Here is a 25,434-nt window from a genome sequence, read left to right as displayed (position 1 = left end):
CCAGCGACGGGACCCCCAGCAGCGCAGACCCCGGACCGACCGGGCCGCCGAGCGGTGCCACACCGCGCTAGCGCACACATGAGTTCCGCGCCGGGCACGACCTGTGGGTCCTGCCCGGCGCGGAGTCGGGGGGAGACGGCTCAGCCGCGGGTGGCGCGTCGACGCGAGACGGCGTCGACGGCGGCGGCGACGAGGAGCACGACGCCGGTGATCACCTGCTGCCACTGGGCACCGAGGCTGGGGCGCAGGAGGAGACCGTTGGGGATGATCGCGATGACCAGGGCGCCGAGGATGGCGTTGAGCGGGCGACCGCGACCACCGAAGAGCGACGTTCCGCCGATCACGGCCGCGGCGACCGAGAACAGCAGCACGTTGCCCGACCCGAGGTCGAGGGAGGCCGACGACTGCGACGAGGCCAGCAGGATGCCGCCCACCGCTCCGAAGCCGGAGCACAGCGCGAAGGCGGTCACCTTCATGTGGGTGACGTCGATGCCGGCGCGACGGGCCGCCTCGGCGTTGCCGCCGGTGGCGTACAGGTGCCGGCCCCAGGTGGTCTTGGTCAGGGCGATCGTGCAGATGATCATCAGCACGATGAGGATCGCGGCGGGGACGGGGATGCCGCTGATCACCTTGTACGGGTTGGTGTTGCGGTTCTGGTTCAGCCAGAGGGTGAGGACGACCGCGACGACCGCGATGATCGCGCCCCGCAGCAGCACCAGCTGCAGGCCGTCGCGCGAGAGGCCGGCCCGGCGGGCCCGCAGCGACTTGTTGACCGTGTAGGCGATGAAGCCGCCGACGACGACCACCACGAAGATCCAGCTCCACAGCGGCGAGAGGTTGCCGTACGTCAGGTCGTGCCAGAGGGCGTACCGCGAGGTGTTGACCGGCTGACCGCTGAGCGCGAACTGGAGGACGCCCTGCCAGGCGAGGAACAGTGCCAGGGTGACCACGAAGCTCGGGATGCCGACCTTGGCCACGAGGTAGCCGTTGAAGACGCCGATGGCGACGCCGATGCAGATCGCGGCGATCAGCCCGGGGATGAGGTACTGGGTGAAGTTGGCGACCACCAGCACGAAGCCGACGGCGATCACCACGGCCGCGGAGTAGGCCTTCAGCCACACCGCCAGGGCCAGGCAGACCAGCAGCCCGACCAGCAGCGACCAGTACATCAGCCCGGGGAGCCCGTCGCTGAGGCTGCCGTTGCTGACGCCGACGGCGGTGATCGCGGCGGCGGCGCCACCGGCCGTACCGGCGGACAGGTCGATCTCGCCGAGCAGCAGCACGAAGACCAGGCCGAGCGAGATGGCCGCGATGTACGCGCCCTGGCCGGGGAGGTTCCCGAGGTTGAAGGCGGAGAGGAAGCGGTCGCTGACCAGGCTGAAGATCAGTCCGAGCGCGATCAGGCCCAGGACGGAGGGCAGGGCGCCGGGGTCACCGGTGCGGACCTTGCCGACCCAGTCGCTCACGGCGTCGCGCAGGGACCGCTCCTCGACGTCGAGGGCGAAGGCCGACCGCTCCTCGGCGCTCGCGGCACCGGTGGGGCTCTCGGGGGTCTTGGTGGACATGGGGCTCCTCGTGTACGGCGCTCAGGCCTGGCTTGCGACGACTGCCGGCAGACCGATGTCGCCACTGCGGCCGGCGGTGATCAGCTCGACGATCTGGGTGGTGCTGGTGTCCTGGGTGTGGACCTCGGCGGCGATCCGGCCCAGGTAGAGGGCCGCGACCCGGTCGGCGACCTCCATGACGTCGTTCATGTTGTGCGAGATGAGGACGACGCCGAGGCCCTGGTCGGCGAGGCGGCGGACCAGGTCGAGGACCTGGCGGGTCTGCGCGACACCGAGCGCCGCCGTGGGCTCGTCGAGGAAGACGATCTTCGAGTTCCACAGGACGGCCTTGGCGATCGCGACGGTCTGCCGCTGGCCGCCCGAGAGGTTGGCGACCTTCTGGCGCACCGACGACACGGTGCGCACCGAGAGGCTGGCCAGCGTGTCGCGGGCCTGGCGCTCCATCTCCCCGTCGGAGAGGAACATCCGCCCGCGAGTGGTCTCGCGGCCCAGGAACATGTTCTGGGTGATGTCGAGGTTGTCGGCCAGGGCGAGGTCCTGGTAGACGAACTCGATCCCGAGGTCGGTCGCGGCGCGCGGGTCGGCGATGGTGACGGGCTCGCCGTTGAAGCGGATCTCGCCGCTGTCGATCCCGTTGATGCCGGCGATGCACTTGACCAGCGTCGACTTGCCGGCGCCGTTGTCCCCGACCAGGGCGGTGACCTCGCCGGGGTAGACCGCGAAGTCCACGTCGTGCAGGACGTGCACGGGGCCGAAGCTCTTGTTCAGCCCTCGGGTCTCGAGGATGGGGTCGCTCACGGGGGCTCCGTTGCGTGTGGGGGTCGCCAGAGGACGACCCGGGTGGGGCAGGACGAGGGGCCGGCCGACCGGCCGGGTGCCCGGCGCCGAGCGGGTGGTCCGCCCGGCGCCGGGGTGAGGATCAGCTGACGCCGAACTCCGAGCACTGCTTGGTCAGGCCCTTGCAGACCTCGGAGACGTCGAGGCCGCCGTCCTTGACCGCGTCCTTGACGCTGTCCTGGGTGATGACCTGCGCCGGAAGCAGCACGGCCTTGATCTTGTGGCTGGGGCTCTGCGGGTCGTCGAAGTCCGTCAGGTCCAGGCCGGCCTGGGACGGGTTCTTGCCGGAGAGCAGGGCGACCGCCAGCCGCGATGCGGCGTCGGCCTCGAGCTGGACCTTCTTGTTGATGGTCATGCTCTGCGTGCCCTTGAGGACGTTCTGCAGGCCGGCCACGCTGGAGTCCTGGCCGGTGAGCACGACGTGCCCGTCGAGGCCCTGGTTCTTCAGCACACCGATCACAGCGTTGGCGATGTCGTCGTTGGCGGCGAGCACGCCCTGGACGTTGCCGCCGGCGGCGGTGAGCGCCTGGTTGAACGCAGGAGCGGCGTTCTCGACCTTCCAGCCCTTGACGGTCGCCTCCTCGGCGATCTCCAGCTTGCCGTCCTTCTGCAGCGGGTCGAGCACCGCGTGCGCACCCTTGGAGAACAGCACGGCGTTGTTGTCGACGTCCGTACCGCCGTTCATCATGATGATCTTCGGGTCCTTGACGTCCTGCGCGTCGAGGCAGTCCACGAGCGTCTGCGCCTGCAGCCGGCCGATGTCCTCGTTGTCGTACGAGACGTAGTAGCCGGCCGTGCCGCCGAGGTTCACCCGGTCGTAGTCGATGACGTCGACACCGGCGGCCGCGGCCTCCTTCTCCACGCCGGCGCCGGAGGCGGCGTCGATGGAGTCGATCATGAGGACCTTGACGCCGCTGCCGATCATGCTCTGGGCGATGGAGGCGAACTTGTTGACGTCGCCCTGCGCGTTCTGCACGTCGACCTGGATCCCCGCCGAGCCGAGCGTCTTCTCCAGCAGCGGCTTGTCGTAGAGCGTGTAGCGGGTCGAGGACGTGGTGTCGGGCAGGATCACGCCGACCTTGCCGGAGGCCTTGCCGATCGGCGTGCTCGTCGAGGGTGCCTCGGCCTTGCTGGTGGGCGGGCTGTCGAGCTTGCAGGCCGCCTCGATCTTCGGGGCGTCAGCGCCCGAGCCGGACCCCGAGTCGGAGCTGCCACAGGCAGCGAGCATCGGCGTGGCGCCGAGCGCGAGCGCGGCGCCCCAGACGCCGACGCGACGAGAAACGATGGACACGAGATCCTCCAGTGCAGTGACGATGATGAAAGTCCGAGAACGGCCCTCGAAGTGTCACCCATCACAGGTTTGTCGTCAACAACTGAACGCAAATCGTGACCTGGAGTCGTACGAGCGCGTTCTTGTGCCGCTGATTGACCAATAGCGCCCCATCGGTCACCATCACCGCATGACCCTGGACGGATCGCTCGCGGCCCCTGGCTCCCAGGGGTCGCAGGGGTCCCTGCGCACCCGCAACCTCCGTCTCGTCCTCGAGCAGCTGCGCACGGCGCAGGAGCAGCCGCTGACGCAGGCCGAGCTGTCCCGGGCCACCGGTCTGGCCAGCGGCACCGTGTCCAGCATCGTCCGGGAGCTCGGTGCCGCGCGCCTCGTCGACACCGTCGCCGGAGCCGGACGCCGAGGTACGACGGTGGCTCTCGCTCGGGGAGCCGGCCTGGTGGCGGGCGTCGACTTCGGGCACCGCCACGTCCGGGTCAGCATCGCCGACATGACCGGCCGGGTGCTCGGCCAGGAGCGGGCCCCGCTCGACCCCGACCACGACCACCGCGCCGGCCTGGACCTCTCGGCGCGCCTCCTCGAGACCGCGCTGGCCACGCTCGGTGCGGAGATGGCCGAGGTCCGCAACATCGGGCTCGGCCTCCCCGCGCCGATCGCCGACGGCGTCGTGCTGTCCTCGGCGATCCTCCCGGGGTGGGTGGGCGTGCACGCGCAGGACGTCGCCGCCACGACCTTCGGGCGCGCGGTGCACATCGACAACGACGCCAACCTGGGTGCCCTCGCCGAGCACCGGCACGGCGCCGCCCGTGGTCACCGCGACGTCGTCTTCGTCAAGGTCTCCTCCGGGGTGGGCGCGGGGCTGATCGTGGACGACGCACTGTTCCGCGGCGCGAACGGCATGTCCGGCGAGCTCGGCCACCTGACCCTGGACGAGCAGGGTCCCCTGTGCCGGTGCGGCAGCCGCGGCTGCCTGGAGGCGTACACCGGCGTCAACACCGCGCTGGACCTCATGGCCGACCAGCTGCCCGGGGCCCGCATCGCCGATCTGGTCGAGGCCGCGCGCGAGGGCAACGCGGCAGCGGTCCGCGTCTTCGAGGACGCCGGCCTCCACCTGGGCTGGGGGCTGGCCACCGCGGTCAACCTGCTCAACCCCAGCATCATCGTGGTCGGCGGCGACATGGCCGCCGCCGGCGACCTCATCCTCGAACCCACGCGTACCAGCCTGCGGCGCCACGTGCTGGCCGGGGCGGAGAACACCGAGGTCGTCCAGGCCGCGCTCGGCGACCGCGCCTCCGCCGTCGGCGCGATGCTGCTCGCGCTGGACGCCACCGACCTGCTCACCTGACCCGGTTCCCGGGGTCACCAGGGGCGGGCTCACCCCAGGTGGACCGGCACGCTCTCCACGCCGTACACGATGCTCGAGGAGTAGTACGTCAGCTCGGCCGTCGGCACCGCGAGGCTCAGCTCGGGATACCGCTCGGCCAGCGCGCGGAAGGCGACCCGCAGCTCCAGGCGCGCCAGCTCGGCGCCGACGCAGCGGTGGAAGCCGTAGCCGAAGGCCAGGTGGGAGGTGGACGCCTCCTCCGGAGCCAGGGTGTCCCCCGGCGTCGCGCGCGGGTCGCGGTTGGCGGCCGGCAGCGAGGCGAGGACGACCGAGCCCTTGTGCACCGGGCAGCCGCCGATCTCGACGTCCTTCTTCGGGAAGCGCGGGAAGGCGACCTGGACGACCGACAGCGTGCGGAGCAGCTCCTCGACGATGTCGTCGACCGACTCGGGCTCGGCGCACAGCCGCTTCCACAGGGCGCGGTCCTCGAGCAGGGTCGCCGTCCCCAGCGCCAGCATGGACGCCGAGGTCTCCAGCCCGCCGGTGAAGACGCCGTCGGCGAGACCACCGAGGTCGAAGTCGCTGATCTCGTCCCCGTGCTCGCGGATGATCTGCCCGATCAGGCCGGGCCCCGGGTCCGTGCGCTGGCGCGCGGTCTCGGCCAGCAGGAACTCCCGCGAGCCGCCGATCGCACCGACCGTCCCCTTGCCGCCGGCGGTGACGTCGAAGCGTGCGGTCGCCAGGGTGGAGAAGTGCTCGCGGTGCTCGGCCGGCACGCCCAGCAGGTCGCAGATGACCAGGAAGGGCACCGGGAAGGCGTACGTCGGCACCAGGTCCACCGGCTGCCCGGGCGCGGCGGCCGCGGCAGCCGCCATCTCGTCGAGCTGCCGCTCGACGATGTCGTGGATCATCGGCTCGAGCCGGGCGAGCCGGCGCCGGGTGAACTCGGGGGTGAGGAAGCGCCGCTGCCGGGTGTGCTCGGGCGGGTCGGTGAACCCGAGCCCGCCGAAGTCGCCGCCCTCCTCACCGCTGCGTCCCATCAGCGGCCGGATGTCGGTGGAGTAGTCGTCGCGTGCCCCCAGGACCTCGCGGGTCTCCTCGTGGCCGGTGACCAGCCAGATGTCGAGGCCGAGGAACGAGGTCAGCTTGTGCACCGGCTCCTCGTCGCGGACAGCGGACAGACGCGCGGACGGGGACGTGCCGTCGCGGGTGAGCGGCCAGGCCAGGCTGTCGGGCACCTTGTCCAGGCGGGTGAGGTCGATGCCGCTGCTCCGGGAGAGCAGAGCACGACGGACCAGGCCCTTGGCCGATGCGAGCGCAGTTCGCAGCACCAGGATCGTTCCCTTCCCCCTCGATGGCTCGCCGCACTATATCGACCCGATACGTCGAGCCGGCACACACCAGGTTCTTTTCGACCACTACTTGGTGGTACCAGGCCCTACCCGCGAGGCTGTCGCCATGAGCGTGACCACCTCGTCGTACTCGATCACCATGCGACTGCACACCCCGCCCGACCCGCAGGTGATCGGCACCCTGGCGACGACGGTCGCCGAGGCCGGCGGGATCGTCACCGCGATGGACATGGCCGAGTCCCGCCACGACCGGCTGGTCGTCGACGTGACCTGCTCGACCGGCGACGCCGAGCACAGCAACCGGGTCGTGGAGAAGGTCGAGGCGCTCGACGGCGTCACGGTGCACAAGGTCTCGGACCGTACGTTCCTGCTGCACATCGGCGGGAAGATCGAGGTCACCTCGCGGGTGCCGCTGAAGACCCGCGACGACCTGTCCATGGCGTACACCCCCGGTGTCGGCCGGGTCTCCAAGGCGCTGGCCGACCACCCCGAGGACGTCCCGCGGCTCACGGTGAAAGGCAGCTCGGTCGCCGTGGTCACCGACGGCTCGGCCGTGCTCGGGCTGGGCAACATCGGGCCCGGCGCCGCCCTGCCGGTGATGGAGGGCAAGGCGGCGCTGTTCAAGCAGTTCGCCGACATCAACGCCTGGCCGATCTGCCTCGACACCCAGGACACCGACGAGATCGTGCGCGCCGTCGAGCTGATCGCTCCGGGGTTCGGCGGGATCAACCTCGAGGACATCGCCGCACCGCGCTGCTTCGAGGTCGAGCGCCGGTTGCGGGAGTCGTTGGACATCCCGGTGTTCCACGACGACCAGCACGGCACCGCGATCGTGGTGCTGGCCGCGCTGACCAACGCGATGCGGGTGGTCGGCAAGCGGCTCGACGAGGTGCGCGTGGTGGTCTCCGGCGGCGGCGCCGCCGGGTCGGCGATCGTCACCCTGCTGCTGGCCGGGGGCGTCACCGACGTCCTCGTCTGGGACCGCGAGGGCATCCTCTCCGCGGACGACGACTCGCTCTCCCCCGCCAAGGCCGAGCTCGCCGCGAAGACGAACCGCGACCGCCGCCGCGGCGACCTGCACGACGCGGTCACCGGCGCCGACGTGTTCATCGGCGTGAGCGCGCCGAACGTCCTGCACAAGGACTGGGTCGCGGACATGAACGACGACGCCGTCGTGTTCGCCCTGGCCAACCCCGACCCCGAGATCGACCCCATCGACGCCTCGGAGCACGCCGCCGTGGTCGCGTCGGGCCGCTCGGACTACCCGAACCAGATCAACAACGTGCTGGCGTTCCCCGGCGTCTTCCGCGGGCTGCTGGACGCCCGCGCCTCGGACATCACGCTGGAGATGCTGCTGCGCGCGGCCGCCGCGATCGCCGGCTGCGTGAAGGACGACGAGCTGAACCCGTCGTTCATCATCCCGTCGGTCTTCAACTCCGAGGTCCCCAAGGCCGTCGCGCGCGCGATCGCGGAGCGGGAGCAGCCGCCGACGCCGACCCCTGGCGACTGATCCGGCGGCAGTGGGGTACGACGTACCCATGGCCGACATCATCGCTGCGATCTACGACGACCACGACTGGTTCCGCCGGCAGTTCTTCCTGCTCGACGAGGCGCGTACGCCCGAGCAGCTCGCCGCCGTCTGGGAGCCGCTGGCCTCGCGCCTGGACGCCCACGCCCAGGCCGAGGAGGAGATCTTCTACCCCGAGCTGTTGCGGCTCGGCAAGGAGGATCCGGCCGAGGAGACCGACGACGCCATCGGCGACCACAACTCGATCCGCGACGCGGTCCGCGACTCCCGCTCGGCCGAGGTGGGCAGCGAGGAGTGGTGGGCCGCCGTGACCAAGGCCCGTGAGGAGAACGGCGAGCACCTCGAGGAGGAGGAGCGCGAGGGGATGGCCGACTTCCTGCGCCAAGCGCCGCTGGAGCTGCGCCACGAGCTCGGCCTGAAGTGGGAGGAGTTCCACACCACGCACTGGGGCGGTGCCGGGGTGGACGACTCCGACAAGGACCCGCAGGACTACATCGAGGCCAACTCCTGACCGCGTAGGTTCGCTGTCGTGAGGATGCTTCTCGGTGGCGACGGCCCGGACGACGCTCTCGGCACCGACCTGGACGCCGGTCGGATCCGCGACGCCTACCCGTGGCCCGACGAGGGTCGCTGGGTCCGGGCGATGATGGTGACGACGCTGGACGGGGCCGCCGGCGGACCCGACGGTCTGAGCGGCTCGATCTCCTCGGGCGCGGACCGGGAGGTGTTCGGCGCCGTACGCCGGCTCGCCGACGCGGTCCTCATCGGCGCCGGCACGATGCGCGCCGAGCGCTACGGACCGATGACCGCGGACCCGTCCGACGCGGAGCGGCGGGAGGCCGACGGTCAGGCGCCGGCGCCCCGGCTCTGCGTCCTGTCCGGGACGCTCGACCTCCCGTGGGGCGAGGACGTGTGGTCGCACTCGACACTCACCCCGCTCGTGCTGACCGGGGGTGACGCCCCCGAGGAGGCACTGTCGGCCGCGCGCGAGCACGTGGAGGTGTGCGTGCTGGACGAACTCTCCCCCGCGACCCTGCTCGACACCCTGGAGCAGCGAGGGCTGCGCCGGGTGGTCTGCGAGGGTGGCCCCGGGCTGCTCTCGGCGATGGTCGAGGCCGGTTTGCTGGACGAGGCCGACATCACGCTGTCGCCGGTGTTCGCCGGCGGGACGGTGCCCTCGTCCGGGCCGGAGATGGGCTCGGTGCACGGCTTCGCGCTGCGGCACGTGCTCACCGGCGAGGACTGCCTGATGATGCGCTACGTCCGGGAGGGTGCGTGATCGACCTGCGCTCGCTGGCCCTGCTGGCCACCGAGCACGCCGACGCGCTCGACCTGCCCGTCGAGCCGTTCCGGGCCAAGGGGCGGGTGCTGGACACCGACGTACGCCCGTCGGTGATGGGGGTCGTGAACCTGTCGCGGGACTCGACGTACCGCGAGAGCGTCGCACCGACCACCGCCTCGGCCGTCCGCCGCGGGCTGGTGATGGCGGCCCAGGGAGCCGACCTGGTGGACGTCGGCGCGGAGGGGTCGGACGCCTCGAACGCGCGGGTCGGGGCCGACGAGCAGGAGGCCCGGCTGCTCCCCGTGGTGGAGCAGCTCGCCGCGCAGGGCGTGCTGGTCTCGGTCGAGAGCTACACGCCGCGGACGGTGCAGGCGTGCCTGACGGCCGGGGCCGCAGTGGTCAACCTGACCGGCTCCGAGCACGACGAGGAGATGTTCGCCCTCGCCGCCGAGCACGACGCCGGCGTGGTGCTCTGCTTCGTCCAGGGTGCCCACGCCCGCGAGCTCGTCACCGACGACGTCGAGACCGACCCGTTCCCGGCGATGGAGGAGCAGTTCGCCTCGCGCGTCGCCGCCGCACGCGCCGCGGGCGTGCGCGGGATCGCCATCGACCCCGGACTCGGCTTCGGCTTCCGCCTCGACGACCCCGTGGGCCGCGCCCGGCACCAGTCCAGCGTGCTGCTGTCGTCGTTCCGCCTGCGGCGGCTGGGTGTGACGCTGTGCCACGCGCTGCCCACGGCGTACGACCTGTTCGAGGAGCAGCTGCGCACCGCTGAGGGCTTCTTCGCGGTCCTGTCCTCGCTCGGTGGCACCGGCATCCACCGCACCCACGAGGTGCCGCACGTGCTCGCCGTCCTCAACGCGATGTCGCAGCTGCCCGTCCTCCCCGAGACCTGACCGGAGGCACCTGCCCCGTCGAGTGGTGGGTTCTACCGGTCCGAGTGGCGGGTTCTGCTGGTACGAGCGGTGCACTCTGCAGGTGCGCACCGGCAGGCGTACGGTGAGGCTTCCTGGCCGGTCATCTCGGGCCGCCAGTCTCGGAAGGTACGACCACATGTTGCGACCCCTTCTCGCCGGTACGAGCGCCGCGGCCCTCCTGGCCGGCGTCCTCATCGCCGCCCCCGCCACCGGCTCGCCGACCGCGAGCCCCGCCGCCCCCGACCCGGCTGGCGGCGTCACCCACGACGAGAACCCGGGCGTACCGGTGGGCGCCGCGTGGAGCAACGCCTACTTCCCCGCCGCCCAGGCCGACTCCCCCACCGCCGTCACCCTGCACGCCGACGTGCTGCGGCCCGAGGGCCTGAAGGCGAGCGACAAGACGCCGGTGATCGTGTCGGTGGGGCCGTACTTCAACCACTCCGGGCAGACCGACCGCGAGACCGACACGTACCAGCCCAGCTCCCGCTTCGACGACCTGATCGACGGGGCCAAGCTGATGCAGCGCGGCTACACCGTGGTCCTGGTCGACAACCGCGGCTTCGGCGGCAGCACCGGCTGCCTGGACTGGCTCGGCTCCGGCGAGCAGGCCGACATCACCGCTGCCGTCCAGTGGGCGGCCACGCAGCGCTGGTCGACCGGCAAGGTCGGCATGTACGGCAAGTCGTACGACGCCGTGACCGGGCTGTGGGGCGCGGACCTGAAGCCGAAGGGGCTCGACGCCGTGGTGGCGCAGGAGCCGCTGTGGGACATGTACCCGTACCTCTACAGCAACGACGTGCCGCGGCCGAACCAGACCGGGACGCCGCTGGCGTACAACTCGATCGCCTCGCTGGGCGGGACGACCGGTGACTCGGCGCGCTACCAGAAGGCCGCGGCGTACGAGAAGCAGCACCCGGAGTGCCTCGCGCGCAACCTGCACGACAACGTGGTCAACACCAGCCACGACTCGACGTACTGGACGCTGCGCGACCAGGCCGCCAAGGCCAAGGGCGCGACGACGCCGCTGTTCGTGACCCAGGGCTTCACCGAGTCGAACACCAAGCCCGAGGAGATGCAGGAGTACCTCCGCAACCACGCCGGCTCGGTGCACGCGTGGTTCGGGCCGTGGGAGCACGTGCGCGGCAACGAGGTCGACACCCAGACCGGGCAGCTCTCCCAGGGGCGGGCCGGCTTCTTCGACGAGGTGGTGCGCTTCTACGACCAGCACCTCAAGGGGATCGCGCCGAGCGTGCAGGACCCGGCCTTCGCCGTCCAGGACAACTTCGGGCACTGGCGCGCGCAGAAGACCTGGCCGCAGGTCGACCGTCGTACGAGCGTGGCGCTGCAGCCCGGGCAGTACCTCGACGCCGGTCCGGTCTCCTCCGCGACGGCGGCCAAGGCGCTGACCTCCGACCAGCGGGCGGCGGTGCAGCAGCGCGGCGTACCGGCCCGGACCGTACGCCGTCCCGCAGGCGGCGACCTGGACCAGCTCGTCCGCAGCTCGCTCGGCACCCAGGCGGAGCGGAGCACCCGCGACCTGGCCGCCGCGGCCAGCACGCCGACGTCGTACCAGACCTGGTCGAAGGCGGTGCCCGCCGACGTCCGCGTCACGGGTACGCCCCGGATCGCGCTGCGCACTCGCGGCACCGGCGAGGTGTACGTCTCGCTGTGGGACGTCGACCCCGCCGCGGGCAAGGCGACCGTGATCAACGAGAACGTCGCCCAGCTCAGCGGGTCGGGGCGCACCTTCGACCTCAAGGGGATGGACTGGACCCTGTCGAAGGGGCACCGGCTCGTGGTCACGATCGGCACCATCGAGACCGGCGGGTGGAACGCCCTGCCGTCCGGCCGCCTGGTCCAGGTCAAGGACGCCACGCTGAACCTGACCACCCAGTCGACGGCCGGCGACGTGCCGACGCAGGGCTCGGCCTCCCCGTGGCTGCAGCGCTACATCGCCGACAACACGATCGAGGCGGGCACCCCTCAGCCGGCGACCTTCACCGTCCCCCAGCCCTGAGGGCGGCACCTACCCGTTGAGTGGTGCCTTCTGCCGGCTCGAGTGGCGGGATCTGCCGGAGCCGACCGGCAGAACCCGCAACTCGAGCCGGTAGAACTGAGGATTCAACCCTGCAGGCGGGCGACCGCGGCGGCGACCCGCTCGTCGGTCGCGGTGATCGCCACGCGGACGTGGCGGGAGCCCGCGGCGCCGTAGAAGCTGCCCGGGGCGACCAGGATGCCGCGCTCGGCGAGCCAGGCGACGGTGTCCCAGCAGTCCTCGTCCTTGGTCGACCAGAGGTAGAGCGCCCCCTCGGAGTGGTCCACGCGGAAGCCGGCGGCCTCGAGGGCGGTACGCAGGGCGTCGCGCCGGGCGGCGTACCGCGCGTGCTGCTCGGCGACGTGGGCGTCGTCGCCGAGGGCGACCGCCATCGCGTGCTGCTGGGGGTCGGGCATCTGCAGCCCGAGGTTCTTGCGCACCGCGAGCATTTCGGCGACGAGCGCGGGATCACCGGCGACGAAGGCACAGCGGTAGCCGGCGAGGTTGGACCGCTTCGACAGCGAGTGCACGGTGAGCAGACCCTCGAACGACCCGCCGCACACGCTCGGGTGCAGCGCGGAGACCGCGGCCCCCTCCCACACGCACTCGAGGTAGCACTCGTCGACCACGACGACCGCGCCGTTCGCGCGGCCCCAGGCCACGATCTCGGCCAGCCGCTCGGCGGTCAGGATCTTCCCCGTCGGGTTGGCCGGCGAGTTCACCCAGACCAGGGCCGGCGTGCGCTCCAGCGTCTCGGGCGCGTCCGTCACGGCGACGTCGCAGCCGGCGAGCACCGCCCCGACCTCGTACGTCGGGTACGCCAGCTCCGGCTGCACCACCAGGTCGCCGGGACCGAGCCCGAGCTGGGTCGGGAGGTGCGCGATCAGCTCCTTGGAGCCGGTGACCGGCAGGACCCCGTCGATCCCCAGACCCGTGACGCCGAAGCGCCGCTCCAGCCAGTCGACCACCGCCTGCCGGGTCGCCGCCTGACCGATCGTGGCGGGGTAGCCCGGCGAGTCCGCCGCCGCGGCGAGCGCCTGCTGCACCACGTCGGGCGTCGGGTCGACGGGCGTGCCGACCGAGAGGTCGACGACCCCGTCGGGGTGCGCCTGCGCGGTCGCCTTCGCCTCGGCGAGGTGGTCCCAGGGGAAGTCCGGGAGCCGCTCGGAGACCGGCTGCCTCACTCCTGGTTCTGCGGCGGCAGCGCGGCGATCATCGGGTGGTCGGCGTCGATCTCACCCTTGCGGGCGGCACCACCGGGCGCGCCGAGGTCGTCGAAGAAGTGCACGTTGGCGTCGTAGTACTCCTTCCACTCCTCCGGCGTGTCGTCCTCGTAGTAGATCGCCTCGACCGGGCACACCGGCTCGCAGGCGCCGCAGTCGACGCACTCGTCGGGGTGGATGTAGAGCATCCGCTTGCCCTCGTAGATGCAGTCGACGGGGCACTCGTCGACGCACGCCTTGTCCTTCAGGTCGACGCACGGCTGCGCGATGACGTAGGTCATCAGGTCCTCCACGGGGCAGAGAAGTTCGGAACGTCAGCAGCCTAGTATCCCGACGATGGACTCAGACGCGCGGCCCGAGGGGCGGACCGGCCAGCACGGCCTGGGCCCGCACGTGGTGGGGCAACGGGTCGTCGTACGCCGCCTCCTGCGCGGCGGGAGCGGCGAGGTCGAGGTCGGCCCGACCGGTGGCCCGGCGATGACCGACGTACTGGGTGTGTGCGAGGTCTTCGAGCCCGGCGGCGAGGCCGTCGTACGCCGCGAGGACGGCGAGGTGGTCCGCATCCCCACAGCGGACATCGTCTCCGGCAAGCCGGTGCCACCGCGCCCCTCACCCCGGCTGAGCGTCGATGCCCGTACGGCCGAGGCCCACGGCCGGGTGCTCTGGCCGCACGTGGAGCGGGTCCCCCTGGGCGAGTGGGAGCTGCGCACGGAGGCGCGGCCGATCGGCCGGCCGCGCAAGCGCGCCAACTCCTGCCTCGCGATGGGCGACCCGGGGATGGCCGCCGAGGAGGCCGTCGAGGCGGTGCGTGCGTTCTACGCCGGCCGCGAGCGCCCCGCGATCGCCCAGGTCGAGGCGGACTCGGCACAGGAGGCGGCGTTCGCCGCGGCGGGGTGGGCGCCCGTACCGGGCGGCGACGCGGCGTACCTCCTGGCGCCGGTCTCGCGCACGCTGCGGCTCCTGCGGGGGTACGGCACCCGCGCCGAGGTCACCGGTGACGTCCGGGTCACCGCCGAGGTCCGCCTCGCGACGCAGGTCGTCGCCACGGGGCAGGCCGGCCTCGACGGCGACTGGGCGGGCGTCCACGGTCTCCACGTCCTCCCGACCCGCCGCCGCCAGGGACTCGCGCTGGAGGTGATGGCCGGCCTGCTCGAGCGCGCGGCCGAGCAGGGCGCGACCACGGCCTGGCTGCACGTGGAGACCGACAACGCCCCGGCGATCGCGCTGTACGAGCGACTCGGGTTCACCGAGCACCACCGGCTGCGCTACCTGCAGGCCTGAGTCAGTCGGTCGTGTGCTGGAGTGGTCGCCAGCGCGACCACTCCAGCACACGACCTACTCCCGCGGGGCGGCGCAGACGACGGAGTTCGTGACCGGGTAGACGCTGGTCAGCGCATCGCGCCTCGGCGCCCCTCCCCCGACCGGCGTCAGCACGCGCTGCAGGCGGATCGTGAAGCCGGCGGCCCCGACCGTCGCGGCGCAGTCGCCGGCCGTGCGGGTCAGCACGCGCGGGGCGGCGCGGGCGAGGGGCTTGCTGGCGGTGATCGAGACGTCGTACCGCTTGGTCGACCACAGCGACACCGTGACCGCGCCGGGCGAGCCGCCGGTCGTCGAGGCCGTGAGGAGGACGCCGTACGGGCTGTCGTTGGTGAACGCGAGGTCCTGGGCGCCGTACCGCACGGTCGCCTCACGGCCGAGCGGGAAGCGCGGCGAGTGCGAGGCACCGATGGTGCGCTGGGTCGGGGTGAGTCCCGCGGGCAGCATCGCGTTGAACAGCGTCGAGGCGAGCTGGGACAGCCCGGCGCCGGGGTCGGCGACGAAGACGCTTCCACGAAGCGACCGTCCCGCTGAGAACCCGCGCTTGGCCGTCGGCTCACCGACCGCCCGGTTGAACGAGAACCTCTGCCCCGGCTTCAGCAGGGTGCCGTCGATCCGGTCGGCGCCGCGGGCGATGTTCTGCTGGCCGCCGCCGACGATGCCGGAGTACCCGAAGCGGGAGGTGTACGTCCCGACCCGGCGGCGCACCTTGAGAGCCCGGGCGTCGGCGGTGGTGAACGCGGGGTCCGCCGAGACCCCCCGGACGGCCGCCACGCGCTTGCCGGCCGGGGCCAGGGCCGCGACGAGGAACTTCTTCTCCAGGTCGGTACGGTCGAAGGTCACCCCCTTGCGCGAGGAGACGACCACCGGCCTGCCGCCCCGCACCACGACCCGGGCGGGTTGCGGCGCACCGGGCACGGAGTCGATCACCGGCGCGAGGGCCTTGAACAGCGCGTCGACATCGACCTCGGGGCGCAGCTTCCCGTCGTCGGGGACGAGGTCGACACCCGCGGCGTAGAGCCGCGGCGGGGCGGTGACCGACTGCTCCCCCACCGAGAGCCGGACCGGCGCCGACGTCAGCGGGACGCCGTACGTCCTCAGCGCCCGCGCGACCTGCGCAGAGGAGATCGTCGGTCGCAGCGTGGTGACCGGCAGGTCGACCACGGGCCGGACCTGGCCGGCCCGTGCCACCCGGTCGACCAGCGCGCGGGCGGTGTCGCCCTGCCGCAGCCGGCGTCCGTCGGCGGGCTCGACCGGCGTGGGCCGACCGCCGGTGAGCAGGACGTCGCCCTCGGTGAGGGGCTCGTCCACCGCGACGCCGACGGTGCCGACGGCCTCGCGGAGCTTGTCGCGGTCGACGCTGACCTCGGCGGGGACGTCGTGATCACCCAGGTAGTAGCGCCACAGTCGCCTCGGGGTGTAGCTGTGCCCGCCGCCCGCGGCGCGCACTGACGCGGCAGCATCGAGGGTCAGTCCCGCGGCGCGCGGCTCGACGTCCTGACTGACGCCTCCGCCGGTCACCCGGATCGGCTCGGCCATCCGCTCCGGGAGACGCGCCCGGAGCCGCTCGACCGCCGCCGCGGGCTGCAGCCCCCCGACCGCGACACCGTCGACCCGTGCGTCCCCGGGCAGGCGTGGCCCGGCGACGACGCAGAGAGCGGCGTACCCGCCGACCAGCAGCGCGGCCCCGCCGAGCAGCACCCAGAACAGCGGCCCGTCGAGCGGCGCCGACCCGTGGCGGCGCATCCGGCGCAAGCGGTAGCGGAGGTCACCCCACCGGTCGCTGTTCACCCGCCTGCGCCCTGCCACCGGGACAGACTAGGCGGTGGGCTCAGCCCACGAGAGCGTTCATCAGCAGCACTCCGCCCAGCCCGATCAGGGCCAGGACGGTGCTGTAGGTCGTGCGGACCTTGATCGCCTCCACGACGGAGAGGTTGAGGTACTCCTTGAACAGCCAGAACCCCGGGTCGGTGACGTGGGAGAAGGCGATGCTGCCGCAGGTCACGGCGAGCACCATCAGCTCGGGGGGCACGCCGGAGGGCCCCACGAGCGGGAGCACGATGCCGGCAGCCGTCACCACGGCGACCGAGGCCGAGCCGATGGCGATCCGGATCATGGCGGCGATCACCCACGCCAGGATGATCGGCGAGATGTCCCAGCCGTTGGTCAGCTGGGTGATGTAGTCGGCGATCCCGGAGTCGATGAGGACCTGCTTGAACGCGCCGCCGGCGCCGATGACGAGCATGATCATCGCCATCGGCTTGACGGCCTCGCCGGCGGAGTCCATCGCGGCCTGGAACCTGCTGCGGGCCGGCGGGACCGAGACGTCGGCGGACTCGTCGAGCGCGACGGAGGACGCACCGTCGCCGGCGCCGGTTCCGAGCTGACCCTGGCGGCTGAGCTTGAACTTCCCGGTCGCCGTACGGCCCCGGTCCGCGGCCACGGTGACCCGCGAGCGCGCCACCTTGTCGATGTTGCCTCCGACGAGGAGCACCGCCAGCACCAGGGCGACCAGCAGCGCGACGGGCGCCTCCCCGAAGAACTCGAAGTAGCGCAGGGCGGGCGCGTCCTTGTCCATGCTGAGCTCGGCGACCGCGGACGCGGCCATCATGAGGACCGGTACGAGCACGATACCCACGCAGGTGCCGAAGCCCGGCATGTCCTCCTCGGCGATCTTGTGCTCGGTGATCAACCCCTTCGGGATCGAGGGCGTGATCGAGCGGACGAACACGAGACGGGGCCAGGTGAAGGCGAGCGCCGACGCCGCGACGATGGCGATCGGCAGGCCGTACAGGAGAGTCAGGCCCTGGCTGGCCTCGAAGGTCTCGGTGACGGCGGCCGGGCCGGGGTGCGGGGGCAGGAAGCTGTGCATCGTGGAGAGCGTGATGGACATCGGCAGCCCGACCCACAGCAGCGGCAGCTTGTACTCGCGCACCAGCGTGAAGACGAGCGGGATGAGGAGGACGAAGGCGACCTCGTAGAACAGCGTGATGCCCAGGCAGACGGCGGTCAGCATCATCGCCAGCTGGACCTTCGAGATCCCGAAGACGTCGACGAGTCGGGTCGCGATCCGTTGCGCGGCACCGCTGTCGGCGAGGATCTTGCCCAGCATCGCCCCGAAGCCGAGGATCAGCACCAGGTCGCTGAGCTGGTCGCCGATGCCGGCCGTGGCCGACTCGTAAACCTCCAGCAGCGGCATGCCCTGCAGCAGGCCCACCATGAGGGCGACGGCGAAGAGTGCGATGAAACCGTTGATGCGGAACTTGGTCATCAGGACCAGGAGCACCACCACCGCGAGGGCGACGACCAGGACTGGCATGCGGATCAACTCGATTCGTCTTCTCGTGTGAGTGCAATCACTCGAAGCACGACGCTAGGGCGATCGACGATGCAGGTCCAACGCCGTTTAGGCATGGTCTGATACTTTGCGAGCATCATGTTCTCCCTCGAGCAGCTCCGGGGCTTCGTCGCGGTCGCGGAGGAGCTGCACTTCGGGCGGGCGGCCGAGCGGCTGGCGATGACCCAGCCGCCGTTGAGCCGACAGGTCATGAAGCTCGAGCGCGCGGTCGGCGTACGCCTGCTCGAGCGCGACAACCGCGGCGTCGAGCTGACCGCTGCGGGAGCAGCCTTCCTCGAGGAGGCCAGGCGTCTGCTGCGGCTGGCCGAGACCGCCCCGGACCGGGCCCGGCAGATCGCCGCGGGGGCGACCGGCACGCTGCGGATGGGCTTCACCGCCGCCTCCGCGTACGCCGTCCTGCCGCCGGTCCTGCGCCACCTGCGACGCGAGCTGCCCGACGTCGAGCTGGACCTCGAGGAGCGGGTCAGCCGGGAGCAGGTCGCGGCCCTGCTCGGCGGCGAGATGGACCTCGGCATGGGCCGACCGCCGTTCGACCCCGCCCTGGCCTCTCGCCTGCTCGCGCGCGAGGCGCTGTGCGTGGCGGTCGACGAGGAGCACGAGCTGGCCGGGCTCGACCGTCCCGTCGAGGCCGAGGACGTGCGTGGGCTCCCGGTCGTGATGCACGACCCGGTGGCGGCCCGCTACTTCCACGAGCTGGTGGTTCGCTCGGTCGACGTCGATCCCCGCGCCGTGGTGCACACGGTCAGCCAGGTGCTCACGATGACCCTGCTGGTCTCGGCCGGGATGGGGCTCGCCTTCGTACCCGCCTCGGTCGGCCGACTCGGCATCGAGGGGGTGCGCCTGCTGCCGCTGCGGACCTCGACACCCGAGCCGGTCGAGCTGCACCTGCTGTGGGACCGGCACTCCCGCAACCCGGCCCTGCCGCGAGTCCTGCACGCTCTCGAGGACTGGCACCCGCTCGTCGACGACTGACACCACGTCCCTCGATGCCCTGAGCGCATCGGACCATGCCCAGCCAGACCTGGACGGGCATCGCACGCGCTCCGTACGGTCGCACGCAGCGTCCGGCAGCGGCCGGCCGCCGAGACCAGGAGGTCCCCGTGGACATACGCCCCACCGTCGTCGAGGTCGAGGTCGTACCGGTCGCCGGCCAGGACTCGATGCTGCTCAACCTGAGCGGGGCGCACGGCCCCTACTTCACCCGCAACATCGTGCTCCTCACTGACTCCGAGGGCCGCGTCGGCCTCGGTGAGGTGCCCGGCGGCGAGGAGATCACGCGCACCATCCGCGACGGCGGCGCCGAGCTGGTCGGGCAGCCGGTGGCGGAGTACGGCCGCCTGCTGCGCCACGTCGCGGCGCGCTTCGCCGACCGCGACGCCGGCGGACGCGGGCTGCAGACGTTCGACCTGCGCACCACCATCCACGCGGTGACCGCCCTCGAGTCGGCCCTGCTCGACGTGCACGGGCAGGCCCTCGGCGTGCCGGTCGCCGAGCTGCTGGGAGAGGGCGTCCAGCGCACCAGCGTGCCGGTGCTCGGCTACCTGTTCTTCGTGGGCGACACCTCGCGCACCGACCTGACCTACCTCACCGACGACTCCGGAGCCGACTCCTGGGAGCGCATCCGCCGCGCCCCGGCCATGACGCCCGACGCCGTGGTCGCCCTGGCCACGGCGGCCGCGGAGCGCTACGGCTTCTCCGACTTCAAGCTCAAGGGCGGCGTGCTGCCCGGCGAGGAGGAGATCGAGGCCGTCACCGCGCTGGCCGAGGCCTTCCCCGACGCCCGGGTGACCCTCGACCCCAACGGCGGCTGGCTGCTCGACGACGCCGTGCGCCTGTGCCGCGGCGCGCGCGACGTGCTGGCCTACGCCGAGGACCCCTGCGGCGCCGAGGCCGGCTACTCCGGGCGCGAGGTGCTGGCGGAGTTCCGCCGGGCGACGGGCCTGCCGACCGCGACCAACATGGTCGCCACCGACTGGCGCCAGATGGCCGCGGCCATCCGCACCGAGGCCGTCGACATCCCGCTCGCGGACCCGCACTTCTGGACGATGCGCGGCTCGGTCCGGGTCGCCCAGATGTGCAGCGACTTCGGCCTGACCTGGGGCTCGCACTCCAACAACCACTTCGACGTCTCGCTGGCGATGTTCACCCAGGTCGGCGCCGCGGCACCGGGCCCGATCACCGCGCTCGACACGCACTGGATCTGGCAGGACGGCCAGCACCTGACCCGCGAGCCGCTCCTCATCCGCGACGGCGCGCTGAGCCTGCCCGAGCGGCCGGGGCTGGGCGTCGAGATCGACCGGGAGGCGCTCGGCGCGGCCCACGAGCTCTACCGCGCCAACGGTCTCGGCGCTCGCGACGACGCTGCCGCGATGCAGTACCTCGTACCCGGCTGGCGCTTCGACCCCAAGCGTCCCGCGCTGGTGCGCTGAGCCCGAGGACCTTCCTCGCCCGCCGAACCGTGCCGCCCGCTCGCCGCGGGCATCGCCCCGTGAGCGCGCCCGCACCCGGGCAGCGGCGGTCCGAGCCCCGGTGCGAGGGCTTGTCTCTCGACTCCGACGGCCTGGTGCACGGCCAGAGCTGAGAGACGTGCCCTAGCCGAGCAGCACGGCCGCCAGGAGGATCACCGGCAGGCTGCCCAGGGTCGTCAGCAGCACGCCCTCGCGCGCGACGTCCTCCCCCACCCGGTAGCGGGTCGCGTGCAGGAAGACGTTCTGCGCCGTCGGCAGCGCCGCGGTCACCACCACCCCGAGGAGCACCTGCCCCTCCAGGCCCGTGGCGGACCCGACCAGCCAGGCCACCAGCGGCATCACGACCAGCTTGAGCACGGTCGCGGTGACCACCTCGCGGTTGCGACCCGCGCGACCCGGACCAGGGCTCAGGCGCAGGGCCGCGCCGTACGACATCAGCATCAGCGGGATGGCGGCCCCGGCCATCAGTCGCAGCGGCTGGTCGAGGAGCGCCGGGAGCGGGGCTCCGGTCACCGCCAGCACGACGCCGACCGCGGCGGCGACGGTGAGCGGGTTGGTCAGCAGCCGGCGCAGCACCGCCCGGCCGCTGCTGCCTCGACCCGCCTGCCGGTCGAGCATGACGAGCGCGAGCGGCTGCACCGCGAGCATCTGTACGAGCAGCGTGGGCACCACGACGGTGATGTCGCCGACGACGTACGCCGCGATGGCGATGCCCAGGTTGCCGGCGTTCGCGTACGACGCGGTGAGACCGCCGACGACCACCTCACCGGAGTCCTGGCGCCACCGCAGCCGGGCGAGAGCCGTGTAGGTGACGAACGCGACGAGCAGGCTGAGCGCCGAGGCCAGCAGGTTGGGCCCGGCGCCCCCGACGTGCACCTCGCTGATCGTGGTCACCATCAGGGCGGGCGAGGCGACGAAGAAGGCGATCTCGCCCAGCGTCCGCTGCGAGCGGGTGTCGAGGACGCCGGTGTGCGCCAGCGCGGAGCCAGCGGCGATCGCGGCGATGATGGTGACGAAGCCCGTCAGCAGGCCCACGGCGACCTCCGGTCGTGACCGGGGCGCGCGTCCCGGGCGTGCGCACCGACGCCCGGGACGGTGGTCCCGGGCGTCCGCGTGGCGTGGTGTGCGGGTCTCAGGGGCGCTTGCCGACCTCGGCGCGCGCCACCGTCCAGGCCCGGGCCTGCTCGGTGAGGGTGAAGCCCAGCCCCGGGCGCTCGGAGACGTACATCCGCCCGTCGCGGGTCTCCAGCTCCTCGTGGAACAGCGGCGAGAGCCAGTCGAAGTGCTCGACCCACGGCTCGATCGGGTACGCCGCCGCGAGATGCAGGTGGATCTCCATGGCGAAGTGCGGGGCGAGGTCGAGGTGGTGGTGCTCGGCGTACGCCGCCAGCTTGAGGAACGGCGTGATCCCGCCGACCCGCGGTGCGTCGGGCTGCACGACGTCGGAGGCGCCGGCGTCGATCAGCCGGACGTGCTCGGCGACGCTGGAGAACATCTCGCCGGTCGCGATCGGGGTGTCCAGCCGGCGGGTGAGCGAGGCGTGGCCCTCGGCGTCGTAGGCGTCGAGCGGCTCCTCGATCCAGACCAGCCCGAACTCCTCGAGGATGCGGCCCATCCGCATGGCGGTGGCGCGGTCCCACTGCTGGTTGGCGTCGACCATCAGCGGCACGTCCGGGTCGAGTGCCTCGCGGACCGCGGTCACCCGGGCCACGTCGAGGCGCCAGTCGGGCTGGCCGACCTTGAGCTTGATGCCCCCGATGCCCGCCTCGAGGCTGGCCCGGGCGTTGTCGATCACCTGCTCGATCGGGGTGTGCAGGAAGCCGCCGGAGGTGTTGTAGGTGCGCACCGAGTCGCGGTGGCTGCCGAGCAGCTTGGCCAGCGGCAGCCCGGCGCGCTTGGCCTTGAGGTCCCACAGCGCGACGTCGATGGAGGCGATGGCCTGCGTGGCCAGCCCGCTGCGGCCGACCGAGGCGCCGGCCCAGGTGAGCTTGGTCCAGATCCGAGCGGTGTCGGCGGGGTCCTCGCCGACCAGCACCGGCGCGATCTCCTGGGCGTGCGCGAACTGGGCCGGCCCGCCAGCGCGCTTGGAGTAGCTGAACCCGATGCCGCTCGCGCCGGACTCGGTGGTGATCTCGGTGACGAGGAAGACGACCTCGGTCATCGGCTTCTGCCGGCCGGTGAGCACCTTGGCGTCGCTGATCGGGGTGGCCAGCGGCAGCACCACCGACGACAGCGCGACGTGGGCGATCCGGTCGACCGTGGCCGGGCCGGGGGCGGCGGCGATGCGCGCGGCGTCCGGGCCGCTGAGCGCGCTGGCGGGTCGCGTGGTCCGTGCGGTGAGGGTGTCGGTCATGAGGTCTCCTGCGTCGGCGTGTCGGCTCGTCCGTCGATGCGGCGGAAGACCCGCCACGGGTTGTCGTCGTGCAGCTCGGGCGGCAGCAGCGCCGCGGGAACGTCCTGGTAGGCCACCGGACGCAGGAAGCGCTCGATCGCCCGGGCGCCGACCGACGTCGTCCCCGGCGCGGTGGTCGCGGGGAAGGGGCCGCCGTGGACCATCGCGTGGTTGACCTCGACGCCGGTCGGCCAGCCGTCGAAGAGCACCCGGCCGGCCACGAGCTCGAGGCGGCCGAGCAGGTCAAGGGCCAGGTCGGTGTCGGCGGCGCCGACGTGCAGCGAGGCGGTGAGCTGGCCCTCGAGGCCGGCCACGATCTGGTGCAGCTGGTCCTCGTCGCGGACCTGGACCACGAGGCCGGCAGGCCCGAAGACCTCCGCGGCGAGATCGGCGTCGGCGAGGAACCGGTCACCGGTCGTGGTGAACAGCGCGGGCCGGCCCGGGACCGCCGGGCCCTGCTCGGCGGTGTCGCCCTCCGCGACCCGCTCGACCCCCTCGGCGTCGCCCAGACGGCGTACGCCGCTGACGAAGGCCTCGCCGATGCCGGGGTTGAGCAGCGCCGTGGTCGGCACCGCGGCGACCGCGCGGGCTGCGGCCTCGAGGAACGTGTCGGTCGCGTCCCCGTCGAGCGCGAAGACCAGGCCGGGCTTGGTGCACAGCTGGCCCCCGCTACCGGTCAGCGAGCCGGCGAAGCCGGTCGCGACCTGCTCGGCCCGCTCGCCGAGCGCGCCCGGCAGCAGGAAGACGGGGTTGACGGCCGACATCTCGGCGTAGACCGGGATCGGCACCTCGCGCCCGGCCGCGAGCCGGGAGAGTGCGAGCCCGCCGCCGCGCGAGCCGGTGAAGCCGACGGCTGCGATCCGCGGGTCGGTGACCAGCGCCTCGCCGAGCTCGTTGCCCGCGCCGTGCAGCAGGGCGAACGTGCCCGCCGGCAGGTCGTGGGCGGCGAGCGTCTCGACGATCGCGCGGCCCACCAGCTCGGAGGTGGCGGGGTGGGAGGGGTGCGCCTTGACGACCACCGGGCAGCCCGCGGCCAGCGCGGACGCCGTGTCGCCGCCGGCGACCGAGAAGGCCAGCGGGAAGTTGCTGGCGCCGAAGACGGCGACCGGTCCCACGGGCACGGAGCGCTGGCGTACGTCGGGGCGCGGCGCCGGGCTGCGGGCGGGGTCGCCGGGGTCGATGCGGACGTCGAGCCAGCCGCCCTCGCGCAGGTCGGCGGCGAACATCCGCAGCTGCCCGCTGGTCCGGCCGGTCTCGCCCTTCACCCGGGCCTCGGGCAGGCCGGTCTCGGCGGGCACGGTGGCCAGCAGGTCGGGGCCGATCGCGTCGATCGCGTCGGCGACGGCCTCGAGGAAGCGGGCGCGGGTCTCGGGCGTCGTACGCCGGTAGACCTCGAAGGCCGCCGCGGCGGCCGCCGTGGCCTGCACGACCTCGGCGGCGCCGCACTCGGCGTACGCCGGCTCCAGCTGCTCGCCGGTGGTGGGGTCGACGGCGTGGAAGGCGGGGCCGGAGGCCCGTACCTCCGCCCCGTCGATGAACGAGACACCGAGGGGGCTGCTCATCAGGCCTGCACCTTCCGGACCAGCACCTCGAGCTGGGCCAGCTCGTCGGCGTCGAGGTCGCTCAGCGGAGCGCGGACGGGGCCGGCGGGCCGCCCGATGACGGTGAGGCCGGCCTTGACGATGCTGACCGCGTAGCCGTTGGCCCGGTTGCGCAGGTCGCAGTAGGGGATCACGAAGGAGTCCAGTGCGCCGAGCACGTAGGCGGTGTCGCCGCGGCGCACGGCGGCGTAGAAGTCGAGGGCGAACTCCGGCAGGAAGTTGAAGATCGCCGACGAGTACGTCGTCAGCCCGAGGCTCGTGTAGGGCAGCGCGTACATCTCCGCGGTCGGCAGCCCGCCGACGTAGATCAGCCGCTCACCGACCCGCGCCGCGATGCGGGTCATCTGGTCGACGTCACCGACGCCGTCCTTGAAGCCGATCAGGGTGGGACAGACGGCCACGAGGCGCTCGACGGTCTCGGGCGCGTAGCGGGCGTTGGCCCGGTTGTAGACGATCACGGGCAGCGAGGTCGCGGAGCAGACGCTGCGCACGTGCTCGAAGAGCCCGTCCTGGCTCGCCTCGGTGAGGTACGGCGGGAACAGCAGCAGCGCCGTGGCCCCGGCCGCCTCGGCGTCGCGGGCCAGCTCGATCGCCGTGGCGGTGCCGTAGCCGACCGGCGCGACGACGGGCAGGCCCTCGGGCGCACCCTCGACGGCCGACCGCACGACGCGGCCGACCTCGGCGGGCGTGAGGGAGAAGAACTCACCGGTGCCACCAGCCGCGAACAGGCCGGCGACGTCGTGGCCGCCGAGCCAGTCGATGTGCCCGGCGTAGGCGTCCAGGTCGAGCTCGCCGGTCGCGGTGAAGTGGGTGACGGGGAAGGACAGCAGCCCGGACCCGAGACGGGCGGCCACCTCCTCGTGGGTGCTGGTCATGCGGCTGGCTCCTCGGCGTTGGTGTGGCTGGACACCTCCGAACCTAGGAGAGGTCGGTGATTCACGTCCAAC

Annotated in this window: 21 protein-coding genes; 9 read left to right on the top strand and 12 right to left on the bottom strand. The window is 72.6% G+C overall.

Annotated features, from left to right (window positions below):
- Positions 1 to 140: 140 nt before the first annotated feature.
- From IEX42_RS15595 to IEX42_RS15585, 3 genes are all read right to left on the bottom strand, one after another.
- A complete protein-coding gene (locus tag IEX42_RS15595; RefSeq protein ID WP_188780602.1) occupies positions 141 to 1,565 on the bottom strand; it encodes a sugar ABC transporter permease in 1,425 nt (474 codons plus the stop codon).
- Positions 1,566 to 1,586: 21 nt separating this feature from the next.
- On the bottom strand, positions 1,587 to 2,363 hold the full coding sequence (locus IEX42_RS15590) for an ATP-binding cassette domain-containing protein (protein WP_188780601.1): 777 nt from the start codon (positions 2,361 to 2,363) through the stop codon (positions 1,587 to 1,589).
- 121 nt (positions 2,364 to 2,484) lie between these two features.
- Complete coding sequence (locus IEX42_RS15585) at positions 2,485 to 3,693, bottom strand: sugar ABC transporter substrate-binding protein (protein WP_188780600.1); 1,209 nt, start codon at positions 3,691 to 3,693, stop codon at positions 2,485 to 2,487.
- A gap of 169 nt (positions 3,694 to 3,862) precedes the next feature.
- Here IEX42_RS15585 and IEX42_RS15580 point away from each other — a divergent pair, with 169 nt between their 5' ends.
- A complete protein-coding gene (locus IEX42_RS15580) occupies positions 3,863 to 5,035 on the top strand; it encodes an ROK family protein (RefSeq protein WP_188780599.1) in 1,173 nt (390 codons plus the stop codon).
- Positions 5,036 to 5,064: 29 nt separating this feature from the next.
- Here IEX42_RS15580 and IEX42_RS15575 read toward each other — a convergent pair whose 3' ends face one another.
- The gene (locus tag IEX42_RS15575; RefSeq protein WP_188780598.1) at positions 5,065 to 6,345 is read right to left on the bottom strand and encodes a cytochrome P450; all 1,281 of its coding nucleotides are present in this window, start codon (positions 6,343 to 6,345) and stop codon (positions 5,065 to 5,067) included.
- 127 nt (positions 6,346 to 6,472) lie between these two features.
- Here IEX42_RS15575 and IEX42_RS15570 point away from each other — a divergent pair, with 127 nt between their 5' ends.
- The 5 genes from IEX42_RS15570 (at position 6,473) to IEX42_RS15550 (ending at position 12,110) form a co-directional block, all read left to right on the top strand.
- Positions 6,473 to 7,876, top strand: coding sequence for an NAD-dependent malic enzyme (locus IEX42_RS15570; RefSeq protein WP_188780597.1), 1,404 nt, complete (start codon positions 6,473 to 6,475; stop codon positions 7,874 to 7,876).
- A gap of 28 nt (positions 7,877 to 7,904) precedes the next feature.
- The gene (locus tag IEX42_RS15565; RefSeq protein ID WP_188780596.1) at positions 7,905 to 8,405 is read left to right on the top strand and encodes a hemerythrin domain-containing protein; all 501 of its coding nucleotides are present in this window, start codon (positions 7,905 to 7,907) and stop codon (positions 8,403 to 8,405) included.
- A 24-nt stretch (positions 8,406 to 8,429) separates the two neighbouring features.
- A complete protein-coding gene (locus IEX42_RS15560) occupies positions 8,430 to 9,173 on the top strand; it encodes a dihydrofolate reductase family protein (RefSeq protein WP_229660998.1) in 744 nt (247 codons plus the stop codon).
- Complete coding sequence (locus tag IEX42_RS15555; RefSeq protein WP_188780594.1) at positions 9,170 to 10,072, top strand: dihydropteroate synthase; 903 nt, start codon at positions 9,170 to 9,172, stop codon at positions 10,070 to 10,072. Before IEX42_RS15560 ends, IEX42_RS15555 begins: the two co-directional genes overlap by 4 nt.
- A gap of 157 nt (positions 10,073 to 10,229) precedes the next feature.
- Positions 10,230 to 12,110 carry a CocE/NonD family hydrolase gene (locus IEX42_RS15550; RefSeq protein WP_188780593.1) on the top strand — a complete coding sequence of 627 codons (1,881 nt, stop codon included), beginning with the start codon at positions 10,230 to 10,232 and terminating at the stop codon, positions 12,108 to 12,110.
- A 104-nt stretch (positions 12,111 to 12,214) separates the two neighbouring features.
- On the opposite strand, the gene dapC is transcribed toward IEX42_RS15550, so the two are convergent.
- Together dapC and fdxA are read right to left on the bottom strand one after the other, a co-directional pair.
- The gene (gene dapC, locus IEX42_RS15545; protein WP_188780592.1) at positions 12,215 to 13,312 is read right to left on the bottom strand and encodes a succinyldiaminopimelate transaminase; all 1,098 of its coding nucleotides are present in this window, start codon (positions 13,310 to 13,312) and stop codon (positions 12,215 to 12,217) included.
- Positions 13,309 to 13,632: a ferredoxin gene (fdxA, locus tag IEX42_RS15540; protein ID WP_188780591.1), complete on the bottom strand. Its 324-nt coding sequence runs from the start codon at positions 13,630 to 13,632 to the stop codon at positions 13,309 to 13,311. Before fdxA ends, dapC begins: the two co-directional genes overlap by 4 nt.
- Before the next feature lie 55 nt (positions 13,633 to 13,687).
- Here fdxA and IEX42_RS15535 point away from each other — a divergent pair, with 55 nt between their 5' ends.
- Positions 13,688 to 14,632, top strand: a complete 945-nt coding sequence (locus IEX42_RS15535; RefSeq protein ID WP_188780590.1) for a GNAT family N-acetyltransferase — start codon at positions 13,688 to 13,690, stop codon at positions 14,630 to 14,632.
- 54 nt (positions 14,633 to 14,686) lie between these two features.
- Here the strand turns inward: IEX42_RS15535 and IEX42_RS15530 are convergent, their stop codons facing one another.
- Complete coding sequence (locus IEX42_RS15530; protein ID WP_188780589.1) at positions 14,687 to 16,477, bottom strand: VanW family protein; 1,791 nt, start codon at positions 16,475 to 16,477, stop codon at positions 14,687 to 14,689.
- A 22-nt stretch (positions 16,478 to 16,499) separates the two neighbouring features.
- Positions 16,500 to 17,987, bottom strand: a complete 1,488-nt coding sequence (locus IEX42_RS15525; protein WP_188780588.1) for a GntT/GntP/DsdX family permease — start codon at positions 17,985 to 17,987, stop codon at positions 16,500 to 16,502.
- Positions 17,988 to 18,104: 117 nt separating this feature from the next.
- Here IEX42_RS15525 and IEX42_RS15520 point away from each other — a divergent pair, with 117 nt between their 5' ends.
- The gene (locus IEX42_RS15520) at positions 18,105 to 18,998 is read left to right on the top strand and encodes a LysR family transcriptional regulator (protein WP_188780587.1); all 894 of its coding nucleotides are present in this window, start codon (positions 18,105 to 18,107) and stop codon (positions 18,996 to 18,998) included.
- Between the two features lie 128 nt (positions 18,999 to 19,126).
- On the top strand, positions 19,127 to 20,455 hold the full coding sequence (locus IEX42_RS15515) for an enolase C-terminal domain-like protein (protein WP_188780586.1): 1,329 nt from the start codon (positions 19,127 to 19,129) through the stop codon (positions 20,453 to 20,455).
- A gap of 162 nt (positions 20,456 to 20,617) precedes the next feature.
- Here the strand turns inward: IEX42_RS15515 and IEX42_RS15510 are convergent, their stop codons facing one another.
- The 4 genes from IEX42_RS15510 to kdgD form a co-directional block, all read right to left on the bottom strand.
- Positions 20,618 to 21,529, bottom strand: coding sequence for an AEC family transporter (locus tag IEX42_RS15510; RefSeq protein WP_188780585.1), 912 nt, complete (start codon positions 21,527 to 21,529; stop codon positions 20,618 to 20,620).
- A 97-nt stretch (positions 21,530 to 21,626) separates the two neighbouring features.
- Positions 21,627 to 22,847 carry an L-talarate/galactarate dehydratase gene (locus IEX42_RS15505; protein ID WP_188780584.1) on the bottom strand — a complete coding sequence of 407 codons (1,221 nt, stop codon included), beginning with the start codon at positions 22,845 to 22,847 and terminating at the stop codon, positions 21,627 to 21,629.
- Entirely contained in the window at positions 22,844 to 24,448 is a 1,605-nt protein-coding gene (locus IEX42_RS15500) for an aldehyde dehydrogenase (NADP(+)) (protein ID WP_188780583.1), read from the bottom strand. Before IEX42_RS15500 ends, IEX42_RS15505 begins: the two co-directional genes overlap by 4 nt.
- Positions 24,448 to 25,362 carry a 5-dehydro-4-deoxyglucarate dehydratase gene (gene kdgD / locus IEX42_RS15495; protein ID WP_188780582.1) on the bottom strand — a complete coding sequence of 305 codons (915 nt, stop codon included), beginning with the start codon at positions 25,360 to 25,362 and terminating at the stop codon, positions 24,448 to 24,450. Before kdgD ends, IEX42_RS15500 begins: the two co-directional genes overlap by 1 nt.
- Positions 25,363 to 25,434: the final 72 nt, after the last annotated feature.

It is taken from the genome of Marmoricola endophyticus (genome assembly GCF_014644415.1).
In the GTDB taxonomy this organism is placed as follows: Bacteria; Actinomycetota; Actinomycetes; order Propionibacteriales; family Nocardioidaceae; genus Marmoricola; species Marmoricola endophyticus.
This window is presented reverse-complemented; position numbering and strand designations above follow the sequence as displayed.

Excerpts from the sequence above, each read along its gene's own strand:
- IEX42_RS15595 (WP_188780602.1), bottom strand. The coding sequence starts at position 1,565 with ATGTCCACCAAGACCCCCGAGAGCCCCACCGGTGCCGCGAGCGCCGAG.
- IEX42_RS15580 (WP_188780599.1), top strand. The coding sequence starts at position 3,863 with ATGACCCTGGACGGATCGCTCGCGGCCCCTGGCTCCCAGGGGTCGCAG.
- IEX42_RS15570 (WP_188780597.1), top strand. The coding sequence starts at position 6,473 with ATGAGCGTGACCACCTCGTCGTACTCGATCACCATGCGACTGCACACC.
- IEX42_RS15565 (WP_188780596.1), top strand. The coding sequence starts at position 7,905 with ATGGCCGACATCATCGCTGCGATCTACGACGACCACGACTGGTTCCGC.
- IEX42_RS15560 (WP_229660998.1), top strand. The coding sequence starts at position 8,430 with ATGCTTCTCGGTGGCGACGGCCCGGACGACGCTCTCGGCACCGACCTG.
- IEX42_RS15550 (WP_188780593.1), top strand. The coding sequence starts at position 10,230 with ATGTTGCGACCCCTTCTCGCCGGTACGAGCGCCGCGGCCCTCCTGGCC.
- fdxA (WP_188780591.1), bottom strand. The coding sequence starts at position 13,632 with ATGACCTACGTCATCGCGCAGCCGTGCGTCGACCTGAAGGACAAGGCG.
- IEX42_RS15535 (WP_188780590.1), top strand. The coding sequence starts at position 13,688 with ATGGACTCAGACGCGCGGCCCGAGGGGCGGACCGGCCAGCACGGCCTG.
- IEX42_RS15525 (WP_188780588.1), bottom strand. The coding sequence starts at position 17,987 with ATGCCAGTCCTGGTCGTCGCCCTCGCGGTGGTGGTGCTCCTGGTCCTG.
- IEX42_RS15520 (WP_188780587.1), top strand. The coding sequence starts at position 18,105 with ATGTTCTCCCTCGAGCAGCTCCGGGGCTTCGTCGCGGTCGCGGAGGAG.
- IEX42_RS15505 (WP_188780584.1), bottom strand. The coding sequence starts at position 22,847 with ATGACCGACACCCTCACCGCACGGACCACGCGACCCGCCAGCGCGCTC.
- IEX42_RS15500 (WP_188780583.1), bottom strand. The coding sequence starts at position 24,448 with ATGAGCAGCCCCCTCGGTGTCTCGTTCATCGACGGGGCGGAGGTACGG.
- kdgD (WP_188780582.1), bottom strand. The coding sequence starts at position 25,362 with ATGACCAGCACCCACGAGGAGGTGGCCGCCCGTCTCGGGTCCGGGCTG.